This is a genomic window from Dokdonella fugitiva, from assembly GCF_004342425.1.
Lineage (GTDB): Bacteria > Pseudomonadota > Gammaproteobacteria > Xanthomonadales > Rhodanobacteraceae > Dokdonella_A > Dokdonella_A fugitiva.
This window is the reverse complement of the sequence record NZ_SLWQ01000007.1, coordinates 33,576-60,134: the sequence shown is the minus strand read 5'-3', so window position 1 is coordinate 60,134 and position 26,559 is coordinate 33,576. Positions and strand designations below refer to the sequence as shown.

Below are 26,559 nucleotides of genomic sequence, written 5' to 3'. Positions count from 1 at the left end.
GCGTCACGCGCCGACGAGCTCGGCGATCGCGGCAGCGGCACTGCGGCTCGCGTCGCGGCGCAAGGCGAGGTGCAGGCGGCGGTATTCGTCGAGCAGGCCCGGTTCGGGTGCGTGCCGCGCCAGGTGCGGCTGCAGTGCGTCGGCGAGTGCCGCAGGCGTGCACGCGTCCTGCATGAACTCCGGCGCGAGATCGCGGCCTGCGAGCACGTTCGGCAGCGCGTAGCGGTCGACCTTGAGCAGGCCCAGCCCCTTGACGATGCGGTAGGTCAGCGGCGCGATGCGGTAGGCGACGACCATCGGCCGCTTGGCGAGCATCGCCTCCAGTGTCGCCGTGCCGGAGGCGAGCAGGATCGCGTCGGCGGCGAGCATGGCGAGGCGGGAATCGGCCGCCGGCGACCGGGGGTCGACAGGGCCGTGCGCGGGACCGGGGGGCGCGAGGACGGTGATGCCCTGTGCCGCAGGATCGTCGATCGCCGCGTGCTGCAGGTGGGCGCGGATCGCGGCCTCGCACGCCGCATTGGCAGCGGGAATCACCACGCGCAGGTCCGGGAAGGTCGTGCGCAGCAAGGCTGCGGCCGCGAGGAAATCCGGCGCGAGGCGCGCGATTTCGCCGAGGCGGCTGCCCGGCAGCAGCGCGAGCACGCGCGCGTCGGGCGCGAGGCCGAGCGCCGCGCGCGCGCCGTCGCGGTCCGGCTCGAGCGGCATCGCGTCGGCGAGCGGGTGGCCGACGAAGCGCGCGTCGACGCCGTGCCGCGCGTAGATCGGCGGCTCCATCGGGAACAGGCACAGCACGCGGTCGGCGCTGCGGCCGATCCTGCGCGCGCGCCGTTCGCGCCACGCCCACACCGACGGGCTCACGTAGTGCACGGTGCGCACGCCGGCGCGCTTGAGCATGCGTTCGAGGCCGAGGTTGAAGTCGGGCGCGTCGATGCCGATGAACACGTCGGGCCGCCAGGCGAGCGTGCGCCGCAGCACGTCGCGGCGGATCGCGAGCAGGCCGGGCAGGTGCCGCAGCACTTCGACCAGCCCCATCACCGACAGCCGTTCGAGCGGATGCCACGATTCGAGCCCGGCCGCGATCATGCGCTCGCCGCCGATGCCGGCGAATTGCGCGTCGGGGAAGCGTTCGCGCAGCGCCTCGACGAGCCCGGCGCCGAGCAGGTCGCCGGAGGCTTCGCCGGCGACGAGCACGAAGCGCCGCGGCGTGGTCACCGTGCGAGCGCCCGCTCGCTGGCTTCGATGAAGGCGAGCATCTGGGCGACGTCGGTACTGTCCCTGGCCTGCTCGGCGAGCCGCGCGCGGGCTTCGGACAGCGGCGTGCCGCCGACGTAGATCGTGCGGTATGCGCGCTTGATCGCGGCGATGCGTTCGGCATCGAAACCGCGGCGCTTGAGCCCTTCGCTGTTGATCCCGCGCGGGCGGCCCTGCGTGTCGGCGTCGGCGGCGACCATCAGGAACGGCGGCACGTCGCCGCTGAGCAGCACGCCCATGCCGATGAACGCGTGCGCGCCGATGCGGCAGAACTGGTGCACGCCGACGAAGCCGCTCGCGATCACATGGTCGCCGACCTCGACGTGGCCGGCGATCGTCGCGTTGTTGGAGAACACGCAATGGTTGCCGACGCGGCAGTCGTGCGCGACGTGGCTGTAGGCGAGGAACCAGTTGTCGTCGCCGACGCGCGTGACGCCGCCGCCACCGGCGGTGCCGCGGTGCATCGTGACGAACTCGCGGATGTGGTTGCGGTCGCCGATGACGAGGTCGGACGCCTCGCCGGCGAACTTCTTGTCCTGCGGCGCAGCGCCGAGCGAGGCGAACTGGAAGATGCGGTTGTCGCGACCGATGCGCGTGCGCCCCTCGATCACGACGTGCGGGCCGACCGAGGTGCCGTCGCCGATCTCGACGTCCGCGCCGACGATGCTGTAGGCGCCGATCGCGACGCCGGCGCCGATGCGCGCGGACGGATCGACGATCGCGGTCGGATGGATCATCCGGCGGCGACCTCGGCGCAGAGCATCTCCGCTTCGGCGACGACCACGTCGTCGACCAGCGCGCGGCCCCAGAACTGGCTCATGTTGCGCATGCGGCGCTTGTGCTCGACCTCGAGGCGCAACTGGTCGCCCGGCACGACGGTGCGGTTGAAGCGCGCCTTGTCGACCTTGACGAGGTAGAAGATCGACGGCACGTCGGCGTTGTGCTGCGCCGACAGCTTGACCAGCATGCCCGCGGACTGCGCCATGGCCTCGATGATGAGCACGCCGGGCATGACCGGATGGCCGGGGAAATGGCCCTGGAAGAACGGCTCGTTGAACGTGACGTTCTTCAGCGCGGTGACGCGCGTGCCGTGTTCGAACGCGAGCACGCGATCGATCAGCAGGAACGGGTAGCGGTGCGGCAGCATCGCGGCGATCTGTTCGACGCCGAGCGGCAGCGTCACCGGTGCGGGGGGCATGTTCATGACTCGGGTTCCTTTGGCGCGGCACCGACGCGTCGCGCGATTTCGTCCAGGTGCTTGAAGCGTGCCGCATTCCGGCGCCATTGCCGGTTCGGCTGGATCGGCGTGCCGGACGAGTACTCGCCGGGTTCGCGGATCGAATGGGTGACCAGGCTCATCGCGGTCACCGTGACGCGGTCGGCCAGGGTCAAGTGGCCGAGTATGCCAGCACCGCCGCCCACCAGGCAGTAGCGACCGATGGTCGCGCTGCCGGCGACCGCGGCGCAACCGGCCAGGGCGCTGTGCGCGCCGATGCGCACGTTGTGCGCGATCTGGATCTGGTTGTCGAGGCGCACGTCGTCCTCGAGCACGGTGTCGCCGAGCGCGCCGCGGTCGATCGTCGTGTTCGCGCCGATCTCGCAATCGTCGCCGACGACGACGCCGCCGAGCTGGGGCACCTTGATCCAATGGTCGCGTTCGAACGCGAGGCCGAAACCGTCCGCGCCGAGGACGGCGCCGGGGTGGACCAGCACGCGCTTGCCGAGGCGCACGTCCTGAACCAGGGTCACGCGCGCGACGAGGCGCGACTGCGCGCCGACGCGGCAGTCGCGCCCGACCACGCAGTGCGGGCCGAGCACGGCGCCGTCCTCGACGACGGCGCCGTCTTCGATCACGCAGTACGGCCCGACCGATGCGCCCGCGGCGACCTGCGCGCCCGCCGCGACGATCGCGCTCGGGTGCACGCCGGGCTGCGCCGCCGGCGCGCGCTCGAACAACGCGGCGATCTTCGCGAACGCGACGTAGGGATCGGACGCGACGAGGCAGGCACGCGGGCAGGCGTCGGCGTCGGCGGCGCGCAGCACGACGGCGGCCGCGCCGACGCCGGCGAGCTGACCGCGGTAGCGCGGATTGGCGAGGAAGGTGATGCGCGTGGCACCTGCATTGGCGAGCGTATCGACGCCGTCGACGCGCAGCGCAGGGTCGCCGCGCAGCTCCAGGCCGAAGCGCTCGGCGATCGCGCCGAGCGTGTGCTGCGCCGGCGTCACGGCGTCGCGCCCCTGGCGCCCTCGCGGCGCAGGCGCTCGAGGATGCGGTCGGTGATATCGACGCGCGGGCTGGCATACACGACGGGGCTCGGCACGATCAGGTCGTAGCCCTGGTCGCGCGCGAATTCGACCACCGCTTCGTTGATCTCGCGCCAGCTCCGGTCGAGTTCCTGGTCGCTGCGCGTCTTGAGTTCGGCGCGCATCGCGTCGCGGCTGCGCTTGATCGAGCGGTCGAGCGCGTCGATCTCGCGTTGCAGCGCGTCGGCCTCGTCCTTGGCGAGCGTGGCCTGCTTGCGGTGAAGCTCCGCCAGGCGCTGTTCATCGGCCTTGAGAGCGGCGTCGCGCGTGGCGAACTCGCGCTCGAGCTTGCGCCGTCCCGCCACGACCTGGGGTGCGTTGTCGAGCAGTCGCTTCATGTCGACGTAGCCGATGCGGGTCGGGGCGGGCGCCTGCGCCGACGCGGCGCCCGCGAGCGCGAACAGCGGCACGAGCAGCAGCGCGAGCATCCGTCTCGCCGGTTGGGCTGGCTGCCTCACGCGCGTCTCCTCGTGTCGACGCCGTCCCTGCGACCTCAGAACGTGTTGCCGAAGGTGAACTGGATCGTCTCGGTATCGTCGCCGGGCTTCTTGCGGATCGGGCGGGCGATGTTGATGACGATCGGGCCGACCGGCGCACGCCAGGTGAACGAGAGGCCGGCGGACGCGCGCAGCTGGTCCGCGCTCCAGCTCTTGTAGACGCGGCATTCGGGCAGCTCGCACAGCTTGTTCTGGAACACGTTGCCGACGTCGATGAACGCGGACAGGCGCGTCGCGTCGCTGTTCTCCTTCACGAACGGCGTCGGGAAGATGACCTCGGCCGAGGCGACGAACTTGAGCGCGCCGCCGAGCGGCAGGCGGCAGTTCTTGTCGGTGACCGGGCAGCTGACTTGGTTGTACACCGCGAACGGGCCGAGCGTGTTGTCGCGGAAGCCGCGCACGTCGGTCACGCCGCCGGCGTAGAAGTTCTCGAAGAACGGCAGGCCCGAGATGTCGGCGCGGTAGCGCGGATGATCCGGCGACAGCACGCTCTTCGGATCCTTGTAGGTGTCGCCGTAGCCGACGCCGAAGTGGCCGAAGAAGGTCAGGCTGTCGGTCATGCGCAGGTACTGCGCGAAGCGGTAGTTGACCTTGTAGTACTGCACCGTCGAGCCGGGCAGGGTCATCTCCAGCGACACCGACTGCAGCGAGCCGCGGGTCGGGTTCCAGAAGCGGTTGCGCGTGTCGTGCGCCCACGACCACTGCATGTTCCAGGTGTGGAACGTGCTGTGGCCGAGGTTGTCGATGTAGTCGACGATCGCCTGCGGCGTGCCGAACAGCGTGCTGGCGATGATGTTGGTCTTGCTGAGGCCCATCTGCGCGTTGATCGAATCCGACTCGCTGATCGGCAGGCCGAGGTAGATGTCGAACGCGTCGGTGCTGGTCAGGTAGCTGGCGAGGTTGTTCTCGCTCGCGTCCAGCTTGGTGTGCTGGATGTCGTAGCCGATGCCGACGCCTTCGTCGGTCAGGTACGGCTCGAAGTAGGACAGCTGGTAGCGCTCGATGAAGTTGCTCTTCTGCGCATTGACCGAGATGCGGTCGCCGGTGCCGAAGAAGTTGTTCTGGGTGACGCCGATGCTGGCGATCAGGCCCTGCACCTGCGAGTAGCCGAGGCCGAAGGTGAACTGGCCGGAGTTCTGCTCCTCGACCGCCACCGTCACGTCGACCTGGTCGTCAGTGCCGGGCACCTTCGGCGTGTCGATCTCGACCTTGCTGAAGTAGCCGAGGCGCTGCAGGCGGATCTTCGAGCGGTCGATCGCCGCCTGCGAGTACCACGAGCCCTCGAGCTGGCGCATCTCGCGGCGCAGCACCTCGTCCTCGGTATGCTGGTTGCCCTTGAACACGACCTGGCGCACGTAGACGCGCTTGCCCGGGTTGATGAAGAAGTTGAGGCCGACCTCGCGCTTGTCCTTGTCGATGGCCGGGATCGGCTGCACGTCGGCGAACGCGTAGCCGATGTTCGACAGGGCCGACGTGATCGCGTCGACCGACCGCTCCACCTTGGCGCGCGAGAACACCTCGCCGGCCTTGATCTGCAGCATCTTGCGCAGGTCGTCCTCGTTGAGGATCAGCGCGCCGGTCAGCTTGATGTCGCTGACCGTGTACACCTCGCCTTCCTTGATGTTGGCGGTGACGTACATCTTGCGCTTGTCGGGGCTGATGCTGACCTGGGTCGACTCGACGCTGAAGTCGGCGTAGCCGCGGTCCATGTAGTAGGACTGCAGCTTCTCGAGGTCGCCGGACAGCTTCTCGCGCGAGTACTGGTCGTCCTTGGTGTACCAGGACGTCCAGTTGGAGGTGTTGGACTCGAAGTCGTCCTCGATCTGCTTGTCGGTGAAGACCGTGTTGCCGACGATGTTGAGGTGCTTGATCTTCGCCGCCTTGCCCTCGGCGACGTTGATCGCGACCTCGACGCGGTTGCGGTCGAGGTTGACCTTGGAGGTCTTGACCGAGACGTTGTACTTGCCGCGGTTGTAGTACTGGCGGGTCAGCTCGTCCTGCACCTCGGCGAGCTTGAGCGGGTCGAACGCCTCGCCCTCGGCGAGGCCGATGCCCTTGAGGCCCTTGAGCAGGTCGGCTTCCTGGATGTCCTTGTTGCCGCGGATCACGATCTTGGTGATCTGCGGGCGCTCCTTCACGGTGACGACCAGGATGTCGCCCTGGCGCGACAGCTGCACGTCGTTGAAGAAGCCCGTCTTGTACAGCGCGCGGATCGCCTGGTTGGCCCGCTCCGGGGTCAGCGCGTCGCCCTTCTCGACCGGCAGGTAGGTGAACACCGTGCCCGGCGCGATGCGCGCGAGGCCGTCGATGCGGATGTCGGAAATCGTGAAGGTGTCGAACGCCGAGGCATTCGCGGCGAAAAAGGCAAGCAGGAGCAGGGCGGCTGTACGCTTCATCGTCACTTCCGTCAGGGCGTCGTGGGGCCCGCGACGGGCGCAGTCGCGGCCTTGGTTTCGTTATGGGGCAGGCCCGCGGGTCAGGACACGTTCCGCAGGATGTCGTTGTACAGCGCCAGACCCATCAGGCCGACGAGCAGGACCAGCCCGACGTACTGGCCGGCGATCTGCACGCGGTCGCTGAGCGGGCTGCCCTTTATTGATTCGATAAGGTAATACAGCAGGCCGCCGCCGTCCAAGATCGGGATCGGCAGCAGGTTGAGGACCGCCAGGCTCAGCGAGATCGCCGCGAGGAAGGTCAGGAACCAGACGAGGCCGCCCTTCGCATTGCTGTCGGCGGCCTGCGCGATCGAGATCACGCCGCCAAGGTTCTTGACCGATGCCTGCCCGGTGACCATGCGGCCGAGCAGGCCGAGGAGGTCGTGGGTCTGGTTCCAGGTCTCGGAAAACGCCTTGCCGAGCGCCGCGACCGGCCCGTAGCGCAGGGTCGCGTCGAAGTTCGGTTCGACCGGCTGCACGCCGATGCCGACCAGCCAGCGCGGCTTGGCCGCGGCATCGGCCGGGTCGGGGTCGCCCTGCGCGGGCGTGACGGCGAACGAGCGCATGCCGCCGTCGCGCTCGACCGTGATATCGAGCGCGTGGCCGGCCGAGGCATGCTTCTGGATCGCGTCGGGCACGTCGCGCCAGTCCTTGATCGCGTCGCCGCCGATCGACAGGATGCGGTCGCCCGGGGCCAGTCCGGCCTTGGCCGCGGCGCCGTCGGCCGGCACGCTGCCGATCACCGGCGGGATCGGCTGGCGCGGCGGTGCGAGGCCGATCTCGACCGGCAGCTGGCGCTCGTCGACGTCGGCGGGGAGCTTCGACAGCGCGAGCGTGCGCTGGCGTGCGCTGCCGCCCGCATCCACGACGTCGACGACGACGTCGCGACGATCGATGCCTGCGCTCATGAGCGCGCCGAGCGCAGTGGTCCACGCGTCGACCGCGCGGCCGCCGACCGCGATGATGCGGTCGCCGGCCTGGAAGCCGGAACTCGCCGCGACGTGGTCGACGCTGCCGACGACCGGCTGGAAGTCCGGCCGGCCGATCACGAACACGAGCCACAACGCGGCGATCGTGAAGATGAAGTTGAACACCGGCCCGGCCGCGGTGATCGCCATGCGCGCGCCGACGGGCTTGCGGTCGAACGCGCCGCGCAGGCCCTCCGGGCCGACCGCGCCGTCCACTTCGCGCGTGTCGAGCATCTTGACGTAGCCGCCGAGCGGGATCGCCGCGATCACGAACTGGGTGCCGTGGCGGTCGAAGCGCGACCACAGCGCCGGGCCGAAGCCGACCGAGAACTTCAGCACCTTGACGCCGAGGCGGCGCGCAACGATGTAGTGGCCGTATTCGTGGAAGGTGATCAGCAGGCCGAGGGTGACGATCAGCCACCACACTGGACCCAGGACATGGCTCATGGGAATGCGTTCTGCGGGCTAGGCGGACAGGGCCGCGATCATACGTTGGGCATGCCGACGCGCAGTTAAATCGGCGTCAAGGATGGCCGTGAGGTCGGCGGGCGCCGCGGCGGGCGCCTCGGCGAGGCAGCGCTCGATCGTTTCGGCGATCGCGAGGAAGGGCAGGCGGCCGTCGAGGAAGGCAGCGACGGCTTCCTCGTTGGCCGCATTGAGCACGATCGTCGCCGCACCGCCCGCCGCGAGCGCGCGGTAGGCGAGCGCGAGGCAGCGGAACGTCGCGAGGTCCGGCGCCTCGAAGTCGAGCCGGCCGAGCCTGACGAGGTCGAGCGGTCCGACGCCGGCATCGATGCGTCCGGGCCAGGCCAGCGCATAGGCGATCGCGGTGCGCATGTCGGGGTTGCCGAGCTGGGCGAGCAGCGAGCCGTCGGCGTATTCGACCAGCGAATGGACGATGCTCTGCGGATGCACGACCACCTCGATGCGCTCGGCCGGTGCGCGGAACAGGTGGTGCGCCTCGATCACCTCGAGGCCCTTGTTCATGAGCGTGGCCGAGTCGACCGAGATCTTGCGCCCCATGCGCCAGTTCGGATGCGCGCAGGCCTGCTCGGGCGTGATCGAAGCGAGATCGGCGGCCGTGCGTCCGCGGAACGGACCGCCCGAGGCGGTGAGCAGGATGCGCTTCACGCCGGCCGAGTCGAGGTCGGCGTGGCCGCGCGGCAGGCACTGGAACACCGCGTTGTGCTCGGAGTCGAGCGGCAGCAGGGTACCGCCACCGTCATCCAGCGCCGCCGCGAGCAGGGCGCCGGCCATGACGACCGCTTCCTTGTTGGCGAGCAGCAGGCGCTTGCCCGCGCGCGCGGCGGCGAGCGTGGACTCGAGCCCGGCGGCGCCGACGATCGCGGCGACGACGGTGTCGCAGTGCGCGCCGGCCGCGGCGTCGACGAGCGCGTCGGCGCCGGCCCCGACGCGGCAGGCGAGGCCGCGTTCGCGCAGCCGTTCGCGCAGGTCGCGCTCGCAGGCCGGATCGGCGATCACCGCGAGTTCGGGGCGGAAGCGCGCGCAGAGGTCGGCCAGCGCGTCGACGCTGCGATGGGCGGCGAGCACGCCGATGCGGTAGCGGTCCGGGTGGCGCGCGACGACGTCGAGCGTACTCGCCCCGATCGAGCCGGTTGCGCCGAGCACCGCCAGCGTCTTCATGACGCGAGCAGCAGGTCGAGCACCGCCTTGCCGGCGACGAACACGGGCACCGCCGAGAACACGCTGTCGACGCGGTCGAGCAGGCCGCCATGGCCGGGGAACAGGGTGCCGGAGTCCTTCACGTTGGCCTGGCGCTTGAGCAGGCTCTCGATGAGGTCGCCGAGGATCGAGGCGAGGACGGTCAGCAGCGCGAGCGCGAGCAGCGCGAGCAGGGCCGCGTTGCGCTCGTCGAGCAGCCAGCCACCGACGAGGGCGACGGCGCCGGCGAGCACGAGCGCGCCATAGGCGCCCGCGCGCGTCTTGTTCGGGCTGATCCGCGGCGCGAGCTTGGTCGTGCCCCAGCGCCGGCCCGCGAAATAGGCGCCCGTGTCGGCGGCCCAGACGAGGATGATCACGAGCAGCGCCCAGTGGCGCCCGTGGTCGGCGCTGCCGTGCAGCTCGATGAAGGCGAGCCAGGCCGGCAGCACGGCGAGTTCCGCGGCGAGCAGTTTCAGCAGCGCGTTCTCGCGCGTCGGCGCGGCCGCATACGAGAAGTGGCGCAGCCACAGCAGCGACAGCAGCCACCACGCGACGCCGGCACCCACCACGTACCAGGCGAACGGCGTCGCGCGCGCGTGCCAGAGCAGGTAGAGCAGCAGCACGTTGGCGACGACGAAGGCGGCTCGGGCCGCGGTCGAGGCGATGCCGGCGAGGCGCGTCCATTCCCACATCGCCTGCAGCGACATCGCGGCGATGACCAGCGCGAAGCCGGCCGTCGGCAGCAGCAGGATCATCGCGACCGCGAGCGGGGCGAGGACGAGGGCGGTCAGGGTGCGTTGCTTGAGCATGCGCGTCTCAGCCTGCCGCGCGCATCTGGGCGGACGTGAGGCCGTAGCGACGCTCGCGCCGCGCGAATTCGGCGAGGGCCGCGTCGAGCAGGCCCGCGTCGACGTCGGGCCAGAGCGCGTCGGTGAAGTACAGCTCGGCGTAGGCGATCTGCCAGAGCAGGAAGTTGCTCACGCGCACCTCGCCGCCGGTGCGGATGAACAGGTCGACCGGCGGCTGGCCGTCGAGGCAGACGTGGCGCCCGAACAGCGTCTCGTCGATCGCGCCCGGATCGAGCTCGCCGCGCGCGGCGGAGTGCGCGAGCGTGCGCGCGGCCTGCACGATGTCCCAGCGACCACCGTAGTTCACCGCGACGTTGAGGCTGAGCGCGGTATTGCCGGCGGTGCGGCGCATCGCGTCCTGCATGCGCGCGGCGAGTTCCGGCGCGAACGCGCCGAGGTCGCCGATGAAGCTGATATGCACGCCGTTGCGGTGCAGCTCGTCCACTTCACGGTCGAGCGCATCGAGGAACAGCTGCATCAGCGCGCCGACTTCCTCGTCGGGGCGCTTCCAGTTCTCGCTCGAGAACGCGAACAGGGTCAGCGCCTCGATCCCCTTGCGGCGGCAGTATTCGACCGCTGCGCGCACCGCCTTCTGGCCTTCGCGGTGGCCGAAGCTGCGGGGCCGGTGGCGGCGTTCGGCCCAGCGGCCGTTGCCGTCCATGACGATCGCGATGTGGCGCGGCAGGCGCGGTCGGGAATCGGAATCCATGCGTCACATTGTAGGCGCGGCTCGGGCCGCGGGCTGCTGCAGTGCGTGAGCGCGAGTCGCGATCGTCGCGGCGCGCGCGACGGCACCCGGCTACATGGCCATCAATTCCTCTTCCTTCGCCTTCACCACGCCGTCGACGTCCTTGACGTACTTGTCGGTGTACTTCTGGATCTCTTCCTCGGCGCGGCGCTCGTCGTCCTCGCTGATCTTCTTGTCCTTGAGCAGTTCCTTGAGGTGGTGCAGCGCGTCGCGGCGCACGTTGCGCACCGCGACCTTGGCGTTCTCGCCCTCGTGCGCGACGTGCTTGGACAGCTCCTTGCGGCGCTCCTCGGTGAGCGGCGGCAGGTTGATGCGGATGACCTGGCCGACCGTGGTCGGCGTGAGGCCGAGGTCGGAGGCGAGGATCGCCTTCTCGACCGGGCCGACCATGTTCTTCTCGAACGGCGTGATCGTGATCGAGCGTGCATCGGCGATCGCGACGTTGGCAACCTGGGTGATCGGCGTGTCGGTGCCGTAGTAGGACACCTTGAGCGGCTCGATCAGCGCGGTGCTGGCGCGTCCGGTGCGCAGGCGCTGCAGTTCGTGCTTGAGCGCATCCACGCTCTTCTGCATGCGCGTCTGGGCGTCCTTCTTGATGTTGTCGAGCATGGCGCAGCCACCGTTTCCGTTGCGAGTGGCCGGCGAGTATAGCAGCGGCCGGCGCGCGCCCGTGGCCGCCGCGCGGCGCGCTCGCGCGCGGCGGTGCACCATCGGCGCCGGTCGCGCGCACAGCGCGTCGCGTGCGGCCGCAGCCGCGTGACTCGCTGCCGCGGCCGGGCCCGTCGCTGCGCGCGGCGCGCGCTCAGCGGGCGGCGATCGCGTCCGCGCCGCCGAACGTCGCGGCGATTTCACGCACCAGCTCGGCATAGCGCAGGTTCACGCGCTCGTAGGTCGTCGACGCCTCCGGATACGACGTGCGCGCGCCGAACAGCATGCCGATCTCGCGCGGGCTGAAGTGCAGGCGGATCCGCGCATGCAGGGCGGAACAGAGCGCGGACGAGGAAGGCGGGGTGCAGTCGACGTGGGGCGACTGCACGGTGACGGCTTCGAGCTGGCGCTGCGCATTGGCGGCGAGCGCGTTGCCGCACGCGCCCGCGGCGATCGTCGCGACGACGATGGCATGCAGGGTCTTCATGGCTTGCTCCTCGATCTTGCCGCAGGCAAGGCCGAGTCCCTGGCTGGCCCGTGGAACAGGGGGATGTCCGGGGTCCGTTCGGGCGGCGAAGGCGGCGTGCGCCTTCACCTTCAAGATGCGCGGCGAGGGCCGGAAGGTTGCGTGCCGGAAGTCGGGTCTGCGACGTGGCGACGCTCGCGGGCGCCGAAACGAAGGCGTGCGGAATCGGCGGTCAGCGTCCGCCGACGAGGGTGCCGATCGGCTCGCCGCGCATGATGCGCATGAGGTCGCCTTCGCGCGACATGTCGTAGATGCGCAGCGGGATGCGGTGGTCGCGGCAGAGCGCGATCGCGCTCGTATCCATGACCTGCAGGTTGCGCTGGATCACGTCCTCGTAGGACAGGCGCTCGTAGCGCGTCGCGGTCGGGTCCTTGGCCGGGTCGGCGCTGTACACGCCGTCGACCTTGGTCGCCTTCAGCAGCAGGTCGGCGCCGACCTCGATCGCGCGCAGCGCGGCGGCCGAGTCGGTGGTGAAGAACGGGTTGCCGGTGCCGGCCGCGAAGATCGCGATGCGGCCCTTCTCGAGATGGCGGATCGCACGGCGACGGATGAAGTCCTCGCACACCTCGTTGATCTTGATCGCCGACATCGTGCGCGCGTAGCCGCCCGCCTTCTCGATCGCGTCCTGCATCGCAAGCGCGTTCATGACCGTCGCGAGCATGCCCATGTGGTCGGCGGTGACGCGGTCCATGCCCGCGGCGGCGAGGCCGGCGCCACGGAAGATGTTGCCGCCGCCGATGACCACCCCGACCTGCACGCCGGCGCGTTGCACCTCGATGATCTCGCGCGCGAGCCGTTGCAGCACCTTGGGGTCGATGCCGTAGTCGGCCTCGCCCATGAGTGCTTCGCCGGACAGCTTGAGGAGGATGCGCTTGTACTTGATATCGGCGGGCATGGGCGATTCCGGCAGGCAAAACGGCGGCATTGTAACGGCACGGGTGTCGTGCATCACGCTTTTTCGCGCGGACGGTTCGCCGCGGCGGACCTGCGCGCGCCGACGCGCGCGCGCTAGAGTGCGCGCGACCCTTCCGCCGCGAGGCATCGTCGTGACCCTGCACCTGCTCGTGCTGCTGCTCGACCTTGCCGGCACGTTCGTGTTCGCGCTCAGCGGCGCGACCGCCGCGGTGCGCCGGCGCCTCGACCTGTTCGGCGTGCTCGTGCTCGCCTTCGTCGCGGCGAACTCGGGCGGCATCCTGCGCGACGTGTTGATCGGCGCGGTGCCGCCGGCTTCGATCAGCGACTGGCGTTACCTCGGCGCATCGGTACTCGCCGGCCTCGTCACGTTCCGCTGGGCGCCGGCGATCGAGCGCCTGAAGAATCCCGTGCGCCTGTTCGACGCGGCGGGCCTGGCGATGTTCGCCGTGGTCGGCGCGAACAAGGCGCTCGAACACGGCCTCGAGCCGCCGATGGCGGCCCTGCTCGGCATGCTGTCGGGCATCGGCGGCGGCATCGTCCGCGACGTCCTGCTGCGCGAGGTCCCGCTCGTGCTGCGCGCCGAGCTGTATGCGGTCGCCGCGCTTGCCGGCGCGCTCGTCGTCGTGACCGGCGAATGGCTCGCCTGGCCGACGAGCGCGACGATGGGCGCCGGCGCGCTGCTCTGCTTCGCCCTGCGCATGGCGGCGATCCGCCGCGGCTGGCGCCTGCCGGTCGCACGCGCCGGGGAAGACGCCGACGGCGCCTCGCGAATCGGCGGTGGACACGGCAACCATCCGCCGCGCACGCGCAACGATTCCGACGCTTGACGGCCGGCGGGGCAGGACCCAGAATACGCGGCTCGCCCGAATAGCTCAGCTGGTTAGAGCACTTGACTGTTAATCAGGGGGTCGTTGGTTCGAGTCCAACTTCGGGCGCCAGTCACGCGAAAGGCCTGCAGCGATGCAGGCCTTTCTTTTTTCCGGGTTCCGCTCCCTTCGACGAGACTGTCCGGCGCGCCTTCGCGCACCTCAGTTCGCCGCGGCGATGCAGCTTGCGGCCGCCTCGGGTGTCGCCTGGCCGTGGCGCACGCGGCCACTCGGGCCGACGACGATCGTCGACGCATCCTTCGTGCCCGCGGCGCGGTCGCAGACGGTCAGCGTGACGTTCGTTCCCGCCGCGCTGCCGTCCGGGCGGTAATTGATGCGCAGGCGCCCGACCGTGGCGAGGATGCCGACGCCGGTGTCGCGTGCCTGGTTGGTGGCGATGACGGGTTCGTTCGCGTCGTGGCGGCCGTCATGGTCGAGGTCGGCGAAGGTGAGCCAGCCCGCATGCCAGCGCGTGGTCGAGGCGCAGTCGACGAAGTCGCCGCTCGGGCAGGCGACCACGTGCAGGCCGCGGCTGACCGCCGCATGGCGCGCCTGGTTCAGCGAGAACTCGAGGTCGCTGCGCGCGACCTGCGCGCGCGTGCGACCGATCAGCTTGCCGAACGCGGGCAGCGCGATCGTCGCGAGCACGGCGACGAGCGCGAGCGCGACGAGGAGTTCGACCAGGGTGTAGCCGCGCTGGCGGCAGCAGGCGTCGTGCATCGTGGGCCTCCATGGCGAAAAGGGCCCGGCGATGCTAGGAACGCGCGCTTGCTTCGACGATCGCCGCCCTCATGTAGTTTCCGTAGGAAATCCGCGTGCCGCCCGGCGCGATCGTCGCGATGCCTGCGCCCCTATACTTTCCCGCCTGCGTGGAGGTCGCGATGATCGAACGTTTCCAGCTCGTGTCCCCGTTCAAGCCGTCGGGCGACCAGCCGAACGCGATCGCGCGCCTCGTCGAAGGCTTCGAGGCCGGCCTCGCGCAGCAGACGCTGCTCGGCGTGACCGGCTCGGGCAAGACGTTCACGATCGCCAACCTCGTCGAGCGCATCCAGAAGCCGACGCTGGTGATGGCGCCGAACAAGACGCTCGCGGCGCAGCTGTACGGCGAGTTCAAGGAGTTCTTCCCGCACAACGCGGTGGAGTACTTCGTGAGCTATTACGACTACTACCAGCCGGAAGCCTACGTCCCCTCGAGCGACACGTACATCGAGAAGGACGCGTCGATCAACGAGCACATCGAGCAGATGCGCCTCGCCGCGACCAAGGCGCTGCTGTCGCGCCCGGACGCGCTGATCGTCGCGACGGTATCGGCGATCTACGGCCTCGGCGACCCCGAGGACTACCTGCAGATGCGCCTGATCCTCGCGCGCGGCGAGCACATCGACCAGCGCAAGCTGATCCGGCACCTGACCGAGCTGCAGTACACGCGCGGCGACATGGAGCTGCGCCGCGGCACCTACCGCGTGCGCGGAGAGGTCATCGACGTGTTCCCCGCCGAATCGGACACCGAGGCGCTGCGCATCGAATTGTTCGACGGCGAGGTCGAGAACCTCTCGCTGTTCGACCCGCTCACGGGCGCGCTGCTGCGCAAGGTACCGCGCTACGTCGTCTACCCGAAGACGCACTACGCGACCACGCGCGAGAGCGTGCTCAACGCGATCGAGACGATCAAGGCCGAGCTCAAGGACCGGCTCGCCTACCTGTATTCGGTGAACAAGCTGGTCGAGGCGCAGCGCCTCGAGCAGCGCACGCGCTTCGACATCGAGATGATGGCCGAGGTCGGCTACTGCAATGGCATCGAGAACTACTCGCGCCATCTCACGCGGCGCCAGCCGGGCGAGCCGCCGCCGACGCTGTTCGACTACCTGCCGCCGGACGCGCTGCTCGTCGTCGACGAATCGCACGTGACGGTTCCGCAGATCGGCGCGATGTACAAGGGCGACCGTTCGCGCAAGGAGACGCTGGTCGAATTCGGCTTCCGCCTGCCGTCCGCGCTCGACAATCGGCCGCTCAAGTTCGCCGAGTGGGAGGAGCGCGAGCCGCGCACCGTGTTCGTATCGGCGACGCCCGGGCCGTACGAGATCGACAAGTCGCAGGGCAACGTGGTCGAACTCGTCGTGCGCCCGACCGGCCTGGTCGATCCGCGCGTGGAGATCCGGCCCGCACGCACCCAGGTCGACGACCTGCTCTCGGAGATCCACGAGCGCATCGCGCTCGGCGACCGCGTGCTCGTGACCACGCTGACCAAGCGCATGGCGGAGAACCTCACCGAGTACCTCGGCGACCACGGCATCCGCGTGCGCTACCTGCACTCGGACATCGAGACGGTGGAGCGCGTCGAGATCATCCGTGACCTGCGCCTGGGCAAGTTCGACGTGCTCGTCGGCATCAACCTGCTGCGCGAAGGCCTCGACATGCCCGAGGTGTCGCTGGTGGCGATCCTCGACGCCGACAAGGAAGGTTTCCTGCGCTCGACCGGTTCGCTGATCCAGACGATCGGGCGCGCCGCGCGCAACCTGCGCGGCACGGCGATCCTCTACGCCGACACCGTCACCCGATCGATGCAGGCGGCGATCGACGAGACCGACCGCCGGCGCGCCCGGCAGATCGAATACAACGAGGCGCACGGCATCGTGCCGACCTCGGTCGTGCGCAAGATCACCGACGTCATGGAAGGCGCGCGCGCCGAAGGCGATGCGGAGCAGGGGCGCGCCCGCGGTCGTGGCAGCCAGCGCAAGGTCGCCGAGGCGGCGCCGGATTACCGCCTGCTCACGCCGGAGCAGGTGGCGGCGAAGATCCGCCAGCTCGAGGCGCAGATGTACAAGCATGCGCAGGACCTCGAGTTCGAGGACGCGGCGCGCCTGCGCGACGAGATCCACCGCATTCGCGAACAGGGTCTCATCGGCTGATCCCATCCGCGTGGCAGGGTGCCACGCATGCCAGCGCGATCGACGCGGTGCGCGGCGACGGCGGCGCGGCGTGCGATCGGCCGGGGCGGCCCGGGACGCGCGATGGCGATGCGTGCATCGCGCCGCGAAAAACTGGTTGTCCTGCCGCAGGGCCTGTGCTACCTTGCGCGCCCCTCGCAGGCCACCGCCTGCGATGCGGGCGGTTAGCTCAGCGGTAGAGCACTACCTTGACATGGTAGGGGTCACAAGTTCGATCCTTGTACCGCCCACCAATTACTCGTGCCATCGTCCTGATGGCAGGAGCTGGAAGAAGGACCGGGCCATCCATGGCCGGACTTTGAACGTGAAGCATGAGCCGGCTTTCGAGCCGGAAGATCCGGGAGCCGTAGTTCGAAAGAACACGATCACCATGACGCGAACCTTCGACATCCTCGACTGAACATCCGCGCAAGGTATCCTGGAATGAACGAAGGGCGCCTTGGCGCCCTTTTTTCATGGCCGCAACGCCGCGCGTCGGCTTCGCAATCGGAAGAACTCCCATGATCAGCATCACGCTCCCGGACGGCAGCCAGAAGCAGTTCGACAACCCGCCCAGCGTGCACGACGTCGCCGCGTCGATCGGCGCCGGCCTCGCCAAGGCCGCGCTCGCCGGCAAGGTCGACGGCCAGCTCGTCGATACCAGCCGCGTCATCGACCACGACGCCCGCGTCGAGATCGTCACGGAGAAGAGCCCCGAGGCGCTCGAGATCATCCGCCACTCGACCGCGCACCTGCTGGCGCAGGCGGTGCAGCGACTGTTCCCGAACGCGCAGGTCACGATCGGCCCGGTCATCGACAACGGCTTCTACTACGACTTCGCGTTCGAGCGGCAGTTCACGCCCGACGACCTCGCCGCGATCGAGGCGGAGATGAAGAAGATCGCCGCCGAAGCCCTGCCGGTGTCGCGTTCGGTAATGCCGCGCGACGAGGCGGTCGCGTTCTTCCGCGCCAAGGGCGAGGAGTACAAGGCGCAGATCATCGAGGGCATCCCGGCGAACGAGCCGCTGTCGCTGTACGCGCAGGGCGAGTTCACCGACCTCTGCCGCGGCCCGCACGTGCCTAACACGAGCCGGCTGAAAAGCTTCAAGCTCATGAAGGTCGCCGGCGCGTACTGGCGCGGCGATTCCAACAACGAGATGCTCTCGCGCATCTACGGCACGGCCTGGCTCAACGACAAGGACCTCGCCGCCTACCTGCACCAGCTGGAAGAGGCGGAGAAGCGCGACCACCGCAAGATCGGCAAGCAGCTCGACCTGTTCCACCTGCAGGAAGAAGCGCCCGGCCTGGTGTTCTGGCACCCGAAGGGCTGGCAGATCTGGCAGGTCGTCGAGCAGCGCATGCGCAAGGTCTACCGCGAGAGCGGCTACCAGGAAGTGCGCTGCCCGCAGATCCTCGACGTCTCGCTGTGGAAGCGGTCCGGGCACTGGGACAACTACAAGGACAACATGTTCTTCACCGAGTCCGAGAAGCGGACCTACGCGGTGAAGCCGATGAACTGTCCCGGCCACGTGCAGGTGTTCAACTCGACCCTGCACAGCTACCGCGACCTGCCGATCCGCTACGGCGAATTCGGCGCCTGCCACCGCAACGAGCCGTCCGGCGCGCTGCACGGCATCCTGCGCGTGCGCGGCTTCACCCAGGACGACGGCCACATCTTCTGCACCGAGGACCAGATCGAAGCCGAGGTGACCGCGTTCCACCGCCAGGCGATGCAGGTCTATACCGAATTCGGCTTCAGCGACGTGCAGCTGAAGATCGCGCTGCGGCCGGAGCCGCGCCTCGGCGACGACGCGACCTGGGACAAGGCCGAGAACGCGCTCCGCTCGGCGCTGCGCGCGGCCGGGGTCGAATGGCAGGAGCTGCCCGGCGAGGGCGCGTTCTACGGCCCGAAGATCGAGTACCACCTCAAGGATGCGATCGGCCGTACCTGGCAGCTCGGCACGATGCAGGTCGATTTCATGATGCCCGGCCGCCTCGGCGCCGAATACGTCGACGAGCACAGCCAGAAGCGCCATCCGGTCATGCTGCACCGCGCGATCGTCGGCTCGATGGAGCGTTTCATCGGCATCCTGATCGAGAACCACGCCGGTGCGTTCCCGCCCTGGCTGGCGCCGGTGCAGGCGGTCGTCATGAATATCACCGACGCCCAGGCCCCGTACGTGAGCGAAGTGGCGCAAGCCCTTGTGGCGAAAGGTTTCCGGGTCGAGGCCGATTTGCGAAACGAGAAAATCGGCTATAAAATCCGCGAACACACGTTGGACAAGGTGCCCTACCTCCTCGTCGCGGGCGACCGGGAAAGGGAGGCGGGGGCCGTCGCTGTGCGTACGCGCGCGGGCGAGGACCTCGGTTCCATGCCGGTTTCCGCCTTCGTCGAACGTCTGGAGGCCGAGTGCGCCCGAACCTGAACGGGCGTGTCCGGGAACGATTCCCCTTGGAGGATTGACGTATCGCCACCGATAGCAAGCCGAACCGCAGGAACCACGAGATCCGTGTTCCGCGAGTCCGCGTGATTGGCCCCGAAGGGGAGCAGGTCGGCATCCTGTCCCGCGACGAAGCGCTCGCGATGGCGCAGGACGCGGGCTTGGATCTGGTCGAGATCCAGCCCAACGGCGACCCGCCGGTGTGCCGCATCATGGATTTCGGCAAGTTCAAGTTCGAGGCGCAGAAGAAGGCGCACGCGGCCAAGAAGAAGCAGAAGCAGGTCGAGATCAAGGAACTGAAGTTCCGCCCGGTCACCGACGTCGGCGACTACCAGATCAAGATGCGCAACCTGCGCCGCTTCCTGGAGGAGGGTGACAAGGTCAAGATCACGATCCGCTTCCGCGGTCGCGAGATGACCCACCAGGAACTGGGCGAGGCGATGGTGAAGAAGATCGCCGCCGAGATCGCCGAGGACGCGGTGATCGAGCAGTACCCGAGGATGGAAGGGCGCCTGATGGTCATGATGGTCGCCCCTAAGAAGAAGACCTGACCGAAAGACGTCAGCTGCAGGCCGCCGCGACCGTTCGAGAGGACGATACCGCACGGCACGACGCGTTCCCCTCGCCCCGCGACGGCTTCATCATCGTGGGGAGAGGGCAAAGGGTGAGGGGGCTTTTGCTCTCTCCCGGCAGAAATGGGCGAGGAAGCTGTTGCTCCCTCCCCGCAGGAGAAGACCCGGGATTCCGGGTCGCACACACCGGAACGAGCAGGACGGAAAGCGTGGCGAACGCCACCGCTCGCGCCAGTAACGAAAATCACCGAAGGAGTTGGGTCATGCCCAAGATGAAGACCAATCGGGCCGCCGCGAAGCGGTTCCGCAAGACCGCGACCGGCAAGTTCAAGTGCGGCCACGCGTTCAAGAGCCACATCCTCACGAAGAAGGCCACCAAGCGCAAGCGCGGCCTGCGTGCGACCAACCACGTGCGCAAGGAAGACGCCGGTCGCGTCTCCCGCATGCTGCCGTACGCGTAAGGAGGATCGACCATGGCACGAGTCAAGCGCGGCGTCATCGCCCACCGTCGTCACAAGAAGATCCTCGGCAAGGCCAAGGGTTACTACAACGCGCGTCGCAAGGTTTTCCGCGTCGCCAAGCAGGCGGTCACGAAGGCGCACCAGTACGCCTACATCGGCCGCAAGCAGAAGAAGCGCAACTTCCGCGCGCTGTGGATCGTCCGCATCAACGCGGGCGCGCGCCAGTTCGGCCTGTCCTACAGCCGCCTGATGAACGGCCTCAAGAAGGCCGGCATCACGCTCGATCGCAAGGTGCTCGCGGACATCGCCGCGCACGACATCAAGGCGTTCGGTGCGCTCGCGGAGAAGGCCAAGGCCAGCCTGGCGGCGTAGTTTTGCCATCATCCGCGAACGCGGGTCGCAGCGGTGGAACACCGCGCCGACGTTCCCCGCAGCGGACCGATAGCCGAAGCACACGCGGGGAGGAGGCCAGGGCCTCCTCCCCGTTTTCGTTTGTGTTCCACCCACGGGAACCCGATGGACGTACTTGAGGACATCCAGCGCGCGCTCGAGCAGATCGAGACCGCCGACACGCTCGAGGCACTCGATGCCCAGCGCGTCGCGCTGCTCGGCAAGAGCGGCGCGGTCACCGCCGCCTTGAAGGCGCTCGGCGCGCTGCCGCCGGAGGAGAAGAAGGCGCGTGGCGCCGAGGTCAACCGCGCGAAGGAGCGCATCGCCGACGCGATCGCCGCTCGCAAGGCGGCCCTCGAGCAGGCCGAGCTCGCGCGCCGCCTCGCCTCCGAACGCGTCGACGTGACGCTGCCGGGCCGGCGCGGCACGCGCGGCGGCCTGCACCCCATCACGCGCGCGCTCGATCGCGCGATCGAGATTTTCGCGCGCCTCGGCTACGAACTCGCCGATGGTCCCGAGATCGAGACCGACTGGTACAACTTCGAGGCGCTCAACTTCCCGCCCGACCATCCGGCGCGGACGATGCACGACACGTTCTGGTTCCCGGACGGCCGCCTGCTGCGCACGCACACCTCGCCCGTGCAGATCCGCGCGGCGACCGGTCGCACGCCGCCGATCCGCGTGATCTCGGTCGGCAAGGTCTACCGCAGCGATTCGGACCAGACCCATTCGCCGATGTTCCACCAGATCGAAGGCCTGCTCGTCGGCGAAGACGTGAGCTTCGCCGACCTCAAGGGCACGCTCGCCGAATTCGTGCGCGCGTTCTTCGAGCGCGACTTCGAGATGCGCTTCCGGCCGAGCTACTTCCCGTTCGTCGAACCCGGCGCGGAAGTGGACATCCGTTGGGACCGTGACGACGGCACGCAGTCGTGGCTCGAGGTGCTCGGCTGCGGCATGGTGCACCCGAACGTCCTGCGCAACTGCGGCATCGACCCGGAGCGCTACACCGGTTTCGCGTTCGGCATGGGCGGCGAGCGCTTCGCGATGCTGCGCTACGGCGTCAACGACCTGCGCCAGTTCTTCGACAACGACCTCAGGTTCCTCAGGCAATTCGCCTGAGGGCCGGGAATGGGGAATCGGGAATGGAGAATCGACAGGCCATCATCCCGGCTCCCGATTGCCCGCGTTGACCATTCCCGATTCCCCATTCCCCATTCCCGGCTCCGATCATGAAATTCAGCGAAAACTGGCTGCGCGAACTCGTCGACATCCCGGTCGACCGGGACGCGCTCATGCACCGCCTGACGATGGCCGGCCTCGAGGTCGAGGGCGTCGAAGCGCTCGGCGGCACGCTCGCCGGCGTCGTCGTCGGCGAGATCGTCGCCTGCACGCCGCATCCGAATGCGGATAAGCTGCGCGTGTGCGAGGTCGCCGCGGGCGGGAGCGCCCCGCTGGTGATCGTCTGCGGCGCGCCGAACGCGCGCACCGGCCTCAAGGCGCCGCTCGCGACGATCGGCACGACGATGCCGAACGGCATGGAGATCAAGCGCGCCGCGCTGCGCGGCGTCGAGTCGAACGGCATGCTCTGCTCGGCGAAGGAACTCGGCATCGACGCCGACGCGTCGGGCCTGATGGAACTGCCCGCCGGCGCGCCGGTCGGCACCCCGCTTGCGCAGTACCTCGGCCTGCCCGACGCGAGCATCGAGATCAAGCTCACGCCGAACCGGCCCGACTGCCTCAGCGTGCTCGGGCTCGCGCGCGACGCCTCGGCGCTGTTCGGCAGCGCGCTGCACGAGCCGGCCGGCGCGCCCGTCGCGGCCGTGGTCGATCGCACGCGCGCGGCGACGCTCGATGCCGGCGTCGACTGCCCGCGCTACTGCGGCCGCCTCATCGAGGGCATCGATGCAAGCGCGAAGACGCCGCTGTGGATGGCCGAGCGCCTGCGCCGCAGCGGCGTGCGTCCGGTCAGCGCGCTCGTGGACGTGACCCAGTACGTGATGCTCGAGCTCGGCCAGCCGATGCATGCGTACGACGATACGAAACTCGATGGGCCCATCTCGGTGCGCCGCGCGCGCGCGGGCGAGCGCGTGAAGTTGCTCGACGGCAGCGAACCCGCGCTCGACGACGCGTTCCTCGTCATCGCCGATCGCACCGGCCTGCACGGACTCGCCGGCATCATGGGCGGCCACGATTCGCGCGTGACCGATGCGACGACGACCGTGTTCCTCGAAGCGGCGCACTTCGCGCCGGGCGCGATCATGGGGCGCGCGCGCCGGCTCGGCCTGCACACCGACGCTTCGCATCGCTTCGAGCGCGGCGTCGATCCCGAGCTGCCGCGTCGCGCGATCGAGCGCGCGACCGCGCTGATCCTCGAAATCGCCGGCGGCCGCCCCGGGCCCGTGACCGAAACGGTGATCGCGGCGGACCTGCCCGCACGCGCCCCAGTCGCGCTCCGCCGCACCCGCCTCGCGCGCCTGCTCGGCATCGACATTGCCGACACGGAAGTCGAGCGCATCCTGCGCGCGCTCGGCATGCAGGTCGAGGCGACGGCCGAGGGCTGGCGCGCGACGCCGCCGAGCCATCGCTTCGACATCCAGATCGAGGAAGACCTCATCGAGGAAGTCGTGCGCGTGCACGGCTACGAACGCGTACCGACGCGTGCGCCGCGTGGCGAGCTGCTCGGGCCGAGCTTGCCCGAAACACGCCTGGAGGCGTCGCGCCTGCGCGCGCAACTCGTCGCGCGCGATTACGCCGAGGCGATCTGCTACGCGTTCGTGCCGCACGAGCTGCTGCGTACGTGGCAGCTCGACGAGGGCGCGGTCGCGCTCGCCAATCCGCTCTCCGCCGACCTAGGCGTCATGCGTACCTCGCTGCTGCCCGGCCTCGTCACCGCGCTCGCGGCCAACCGTCGCCGCCAGCAGCCGCGCGTGCGCCTGTTCGAGTTCGGACGGGTGTTCTCGGGCGGCACGGCTGCCGATCCGACGCCGGTCGAGCACGACCGGATCGCGGGCGTCGCCTGTGGCCGCGCGGTCGCCGAGAACTGGGCGAGCGAGGCGCGCGCCGTCGACTTCTTCGACGTCAAGGGCGATGCGGAGTCGCTGTTCGCGCTGACCAATGCCGCCGGTGCGTTCAGCTTCACGCCCGGCGGCCCGGCCTGGCTGCACCCGGGACAGGCGGCCGAAGTCCGTCGCGACGGCGCCGTGGTCGGCTGGATCGGCGCATTGCATCCGGACCTGCTCGCCAGGCTCGACCTCGACGAGGACGTGTTCGCGTTCGAATTCGACGTGGCCGCGGTGTCGCAGCGCGCGCTGCCGCGCGCCGAAGCGGTGTCGCGCTACCCCTCGGTGCGCCGCGACCTGTCCTTCGAATTGCCCGAAGCGGTGCCGTATGCGGCGGTCGAGGCCGCGATTCGTGATGCGGTTGGCGAAACGCTCACGCAGGTCGTCCTGTTCGATCGCTACGCGGGCCCGAACCTCGGCCACGATGTCAAAAGTCTCGCTATTGGCTTGATTTTGCAGGACCGTTCCCGCACCCTTACGGATCAGGACGCTGACCGCTGCACGGCTCTCGCGGTTGCCGCACTGGAATCGGTTTGCAAAGCAAAGTTGCGAGGGTAGGATGGCGTTGACGAAGGCGGAGATGGCCGAGCGCCTGTTTCTGGACGTCGGTCTCAACAAACGCGAAGCCAAGGAATTCGTCGACGCGTTCTTCGAAGTCGTACGCGATGCGCTTGAAAAAGGGGAGCAGGTGAAGCTGTCCGGTTTCGGCAACTTCGACCTGCGTTTCAAGAATCAGCGTCCAGGGCGTAACCCCAAGACCGGCGTGGAGATTCCGATTTCCGCGCGGCGGGTGGTGACGTTCCGTCCGGGACAGAAACTGAAGGTCCGGGTCGAAGCCTATGCTGGATCAGGGCAGCAATAGCGAACTTCCGGTCATCCCGGCGAAACGCTATTTCACCATTGGCGAGGTCAGCGAACTCTGTGCGGTCAAGCCGCACGTGTTGCGCTACTGGGAACAGGAGTTTCCCAACCTCAAGCCCGTGAAACGGCGTGGCAACCGCCGCTATTACCAGCGCCATGACGTGCTGATGATCCGCCAGATCCGGTCGCTGCTGTACGACCAGGGTTTCACGATCACCGGCGCACGCCAGCGCCTGGAAGGTTCGCAGGCACGCGTGGAGTCGAGCATTTCCAACCAGATCGTGCGTCAGGTGCGCATGGAGCTGGAAGAAGTGCTGCAGATCCTGCGTCGCTGAGCCCGCGAAGCATCTGCTAGAATCGTCGGCTCCCAAGCGGGCAGCGGCCGGATGCGGCCTCTCCTGCGGCAAGGCATCGTCGGGGCGTAGCGCAGCCTGGTAGCGCACCAGTCTGGGGGACTGGTGGTCGTCGGTTCGAATCCGGCCGCCCCGACCATTACTTTGCCCGCATCCTTGCGGGCTTCTTCGGCAGTTCTTCGGTCGCGGGTCGCCCTTCGGCTTCGGAGCGGCCAGAGCGCACGTCCCTGTGCGCACTCTTCATGAAGAGCAGGGTCGAGCGACCCAGCCGGAACCGCACATCGCATGAGCCAGCCACGTCGCACGCTGTATCCCGAGATCGAGCCGTACGACAGCGGTTTCCTGCAGGTGTCGCCGTTGCACCGGCTCTACTACGAGCAGTGCGGCAACCCCGCGGGCAAGCCGGTCGTGTTCCTGCACGGCGGGCCTGGCGCAGGCTGCAATGCGAAGTCGCGCCGTTTCTTCGATCCCGCGCACTATCGCATCGTGCTGTTCGACCAGCGCGGCTGCGGTCGCTCGACGCCGCATGCGGAACTCGCCGACAACACGACCTGGCACCTCGTCGCCGACGTCGAGCGGCTGCGCGAGCACCTCGGCATCGCGCGCTGGCAGGTGTTCGGCGGATCGTGGGGCTCGACGCTCGCACTCGCCTACGCGCAGACGCATGCGCCGCGCGTGACCGAGCTCGTGCTGCGCGGCATCTTCATGCTGCGCCGCTGGGAACTCGAATGGTTCTACCAGAAGGGTTGCGACGCGCTGTTCCCGGACGTCTGGGAGCACTACCTCGCGCCGATCCCCCCGGCCGAGCGCGGCGACCTCATGAGCGCCTATCACCGCCGCCTCACCAGTGCCGATCCGGCGGTGCGACTCGAAGCCGCGCGCGCGTGGTCGGTGTGGGAGGGCGCGACGAGCTTCCTGCTGCAGGATGCGAACCACATCGCTTCGAGCGGCGAGGACGAATTCGCGCTCGCGTTCGCACGCATCGAGAACCACTACTTCGTCAACGGCGGCTTCTTCGACGCCGATGACCAGTTGTTGCGCGACGCGCACCGCCTGCGGCACATCCCGGCCGTGATCGTGCAGGGCCGCTACGACGTCGTCTGCCCGATGCGCAGCGCCTGGGACCTGCATCGCGCCTGGCCGGAAGCCGACCTGCGCATCGTCCCCGACGCCGGCCATTCGGCGCTCGAGCCGGGCATCGTGCACGAACTCGTCGAAGCGACCGACCGCTTCCGCTGAAGCGGCGCCACGGGTGCGGCACGTCCCTGTGCCGGCCCTGTGGTCCCGTGTCGCCGGCGTGCTCCGCGGCCCACCGACGCCACCGGCGCGCCCGCCAATGCGCCGGATTGCAGCGATGCACGTCCGCCGCGGCGCGCCGTTCGTGCGCGAGCGGCCCGTCGCTCGCTGCCAGGCGGCTGCGGCGTCAGGTCGCGCTGGCCACCTCGCCCTCGCTTGCGCAATCGCGCACGAACGCCTTGCGTTCGCTGCCCTTGAGGCCTTTCTCCTTCGCCTGCGCCGAGCACGCCTTGCGCTTGAGCTGGGCCGTGCTCGGCGTGGCCTTGGCGGTGTCGTGCGCGGTCAGCGCGGTCGAGCCGCCCTTGAGGCAGGTGCTCATGAAGGCACGGCGTTCGTCGCCCTTGAGCGACTGCGACTTCGCTTCGGCATTGCAGCCCTTCATGCGCGCCTGCTGCGCGGTCAGCGGCTTTTCCGTCTTCGCGGGCGTCGCATCCGCCGCGGCGGCGGCGCGGGCGCTGCACGCGAACGCGAAGGCGATGACGAGAGCCGAAGACGCGATGTTCCTGATCTGCATGGTGACGCTCCTCCCTG

At 69.1% G+C, this 26,559-nt stretch carries 26 protein-coding genes and 3 tRNA genes; 14 read left to right on the top strand and 15 right to left on the bottom strand.

Annotated features, from left to right (window positions below; all coding sequences use genetic code 11):
• Positions 1-3: 3 nt before the first annotated feature.
• From lpxB to pyrH, 13 genes are all read right to left on the bottom strand, one after another.
• Positions 4-1,212: a lipid-A-disaccharide synthase gene (gene lpxB, locus EV148_RS12845; protein ID WP_131998870.1), complete on the bottom strand. Its 1,209-nt coding sequence runs from the start codon at positions 1,210-1,212 to the stop codon at positions 4-6.
• Positions 1,209-1,988 carry an acyl-ACP--UDP-N-acetylglucosamine O-acyltransferase gene (gene lpxA, locus EV148_RS12840; protein ID WP_131998868.1) on the bottom strand — a complete coding sequence of 260 codons (780 nt, stop codon included), beginning with the start codon at positions 1,986-1,988 and terminating at the stop codon, positions 1,209-1,211. Before lpxA ends, lpxB begins: the two co-directional genes overlap by 4 nt.
• Positions 1,985-2,449, bottom strand: coding sequence for a 3-hydroxyacyl-ACP dehydratase FabZ (fabZ, locus tag EV148_RS12835; RefSeq protein ID WP_241988094.1), 465 nt, complete (start codon positions 2,447-2,449; stop codon positions 1,985-1,987). Before fabZ ends, lpxA begins: the two co-directional genes overlap by 4 nt.
• A gap of 2 nt (positions 2,450-2,451) precedes the next feature.
• On the bottom strand, positions 2,452-3,477 hold the full coding sequence (gene lpxD, locus EV148_RS12830; RefSeq protein WP_131998864.1) for a UDP-3-O-(3-hydroxymyristoyl)glucosamine N-acyltransferase: 1,026 nt from the start codon (positions 3,475-3,477) through the stop codon (positions 2,452-2,454).
• Positions 3,474-4,013, bottom strand: a complete 540-nt coding sequence (locus EV148_RS12825) for an OmpH/Skp family outer membrane protein (RefSeq protein WP_131998862.1) — start codon at positions 4,011-4,013, stop codon at positions 3,474-3,476. Before EV148_RS12825 ends, lpxD begins: the two co-directional genes overlap by 4 nt.
• 35 nt (positions 4,014-4,048) lie before the next feature.
• Positions 4,049-6,448, bottom strand: coding sequence for an outer membrane protein assembly factor BamA (gene bamA, locus EV148_RS12820; RefSeq protein WP_131998860.1), 2,400 nt, complete (start codon positions 6,446-6,448; stop codon positions 4,049-4,051).
• A gap of 80 nt (positions 6,449-6,528) precedes the next feature.
• Entirely contained in the window at positions 6,529-7,902 is a 1,374-nt protein-coding gene (gene rseP / locus EV148_RS12815; RefSeq protein WP_131998858.1) for an RIP metalloprotease RseP, read from the bottom strand.
• Positions 7,903-7,920: 18 nt separating this feature from the next.
• Positions 7,921-9,099, bottom strand: coding sequence for a 1-deoxy-D-xylulose-5-phosphate reductoisomerase (locus EV148_RS12810; protein WP_131998856.1), 1,179 nt, complete (start codon positions 9,097-9,099; stop codon positions 7,921-7,923).
• The gene (locus EV148_RS12805) at positions 9,096-9,926 is read right to left on the bottom strand and encodes a phosphatidate cytidylyltransferase (protein ID WP_131998854.1); all 831 of its coding nucleotides are present in this window, start codon (positions 9,924-9,926) and stop codon (positions 9,096-9,098) included. The genes EV148_RS12810 and EV148_RS12805 overlap by 4 nt, the downstream gene beginning before the upstream one ends.
• Before the next feature lie 7 nt (positions 9,927-9,933).
• Positions 9,934-10,674: a polyprenyl diphosphate synthase gene (gene uppS / locus EV148_RS12800; protein WP_131998852.1), complete on the bottom strand. Its 741-nt coding sequence runs from the start codon at positions 10,672-10,674 to the stop codon at positions 9,934-9,936.
• A gap of 90 nt (positions 10,675-10,764) precedes the next feature.
• On the bottom strand, positions 10,765-11,322 hold the full coding sequence (gene frr, locus EV148_RS12795; RefSeq protein ID WP_131998850.1) for a ribosome recycling factor: 558 nt from the start codon (positions 11,320-11,322) through the stop codon (positions 10,765-10,767).
• Positions 11,323-11,515: 193 nt separating this feature from the next.
• Positions 11,516-11,848, bottom strand: a complete 333-nt coding sequence (locus EV148_RS12790; RefSeq protein ID WP_131998848.1) for a hypothetical protein — start codon at positions 11,846-11,848, stop codon at positions 11,516-11,518.
• A gap of 211 nt (positions 11,849-12,059) precedes the next feature.
• The gene (gene pyrH, locus EV148_RS12785) at positions 12,060-12,782 is read right to left on the bottom strand and encodes a UMP kinase (protein WP_131998846.1); all 723 of its coding nucleotides are present in this window, start codon (positions 12,780-12,782) and stop codon (positions 12,060-12,062) included.
• Between the two features lie 157 nt (positions 12,783-12,939).
• Here pyrH and EV148_RS12780 point away from each other — a divergent pair, with 157 nt between their 5' ends.
• Together EV148_RS12780 and EV148_RS12775 are read left to right on the top strand one after the other, a co-directional pair.
• Entirely contained in the window at positions 12,940-13,629 is a 690-nt protein-coding gene (locus tag EV148_RS12780; RefSeq protein ID WP_131999228.1) for a trimeric intracellular cation channel family protein, read from the top strand.
• 34 nt (positions 13,630-13,663) lie between these two features.
• Positions 13,664-13,740 (top strand) — tRNA-Asn (locus EV148_RS12775).
• Between the two features lie 90 nt (positions 13,741-13,830).
• Here the strand turns inward: EV148_RS12775 and EV148_RS12770 are convergent.
• Entirely contained in the window at positions 13,831-14,388 is a 558-nt protein-coding gene (locus tag EV148_RS12770) for a GspH/FimT family pseudopilin (RefSeq protein ID WP_131999226.1), read from the bottom strand.
• Between the two features lie 161 nt (positions 14,389-14,549).
• Between EV148_RS12770 and uvrB the strand changes: the two genes are divergently transcribed.
• The 12 genes from uvrB (at position 14,550) to pip (ending at position 25,971) form a co-directional block, all read left to right on the top strand.
• Positions 14,550-16,577 (top strand): excinuclease ABC subunit UvrB, encoded by a 2,028-nt coding sequence (uvrB, locus tag EV148_RS12765; RefSeq protein ID WP_131998844.1) that lies wholly within the window; start codon positions 14,550-14,552, stop codon positions 16,575-16,577.
• A gap of 197 nt (positions 16,578-16,774) precedes the next feature.
• Positions 16,775-16,849: transfer RNA gene (locus tag EV148_RS12760), tRNA-Val, on the top strand.
• A gap of 267 nt (positions 16,850-17,116) precedes the next feature.
• Positions 17,117-19,021, top strand: a complete 1,905-nt coding sequence (thrS, locus tag EV148_RS12755; RefSeq protein WP_131998842.1) for a threonine--tRNA ligase — start codon at positions 17,117-17,119, stop codon at positions 19,019-19,021.
• Positions 19,022-19,062: 41 nt separating this feature from the next.
• Positions 19,063-19,587: a translation initiation factor IF-3 gene (gene infC / locus EV148_RS12750; RefSeq protein ID WP_131998840.1), complete on the top strand. Its 525-nt coding sequence runs from the start codon at positions 19,063-19,065 to the stop codon at positions 19,585-19,587.
• 284 nt (positions 19,588-19,871) lie between these two features.
• A complete protein-coding gene (gene rpmI, locus EV148_RS12745; RefSeq protein WP_131998838.1) occupies positions 19,872-20,069 on the top strand; it encodes a 50S ribosomal protein L35 in 198 nt (65 codons plus the stop codon).
• Between the two features lie 12 nt (positions 20,070-20,081).
• On the top strand, positions 20,082-20,441 hold the full coding sequence (gene rplT / locus EV148_RS12740) for a 50S ribosomal protein L20 (RefSeq protein ID WP_131998836.1): 360 nt from the start codon (positions 20,082-20,084) through the stop codon (positions 20,439-20,441).
• A gap of 144 nt (positions 20,442-20,585) precedes the next feature.
• Positions 20,586-21,578 carry a phenylalanine--tRNA ligase subunit alpha gene (pheS, locus tag EV148_RS12735; RefSeq protein ID WP_131998834.1) on the top strand — a complete coding sequence of 331 codons (993 nt, stop codon included), beginning with the start codon at positions 20,586-20,588 and terminating at the stop codon, positions 21,576-21,578.
• 110 nt (positions 21,579-21,688) lie between these two features.
• Positions 21,689-24,076, top strand: coding sequence for a phenylalanine--tRNA ligase subunit beta (pheT, locus tag EV148_RS12730; protein WP_131998832.1), 2,388 nt, complete (start codon positions 21,689-21,691; stop codon positions 24,074-24,076).
• Between the two features lies 1 nt (position 24,077).
• Entirely contained in the window at positions 24,078-24,380 is a 303-nt protein-coding gene (gene ihfA / locus EV148_RS12725; protein WP_131998830.1) for an integration host factor subunit alpha, read from the top strand.
• The gene (locus tag EV148_RS12720) at positions 24,358-24,714 is read left to right on the top strand and encodes a MerR family transcriptional regulator (protein ID WP_131998828.1); all 357 of its coding nucleotides are present in this window, start codon (positions 24,358-24,360) and stop codon (positions 24,712-24,714) included. The genes ihfA and EV148_RS12720 overlap by 23 nt, the downstream gene beginning before the upstream one ends.
• 80 nt (positions 24,715-24,794) lie before the next feature.
• Positions 24,795-24,871 (top strand) — tRNA-Pro (locus EV148_RS12715).
• Between the two features lie 146 nt (positions 24,872-25,017).
• On the top strand, positions 25,018-25,971 hold the full coding sequence (gene pip, locus EV148_RS12710) for a prolyl aminopeptidase (protein WP_131998826.1): 954 nt from the start codon (positions 25,018-25,020) through the stop codon (positions 25,969-25,971).
• A 184-nt stretch (positions 25,972-26,155) separates the two neighbouring features.
• Here the strand turns inward: pip and EV148_RS12705 are convergent, their stop codons facing one another.
• Positions 26,156-26,542: a PsiF family protein gene (locus EV148_RS12705; protein ID WP_131998824.1), complete on the bottom strand. Its 387-nt coding sequence runs from the start codon at positions 26,540-26,542 to the stop codon at positions 26,156-26,158.
• Positions 26,543-26,559: the final 17 nt, after the last annotated feature.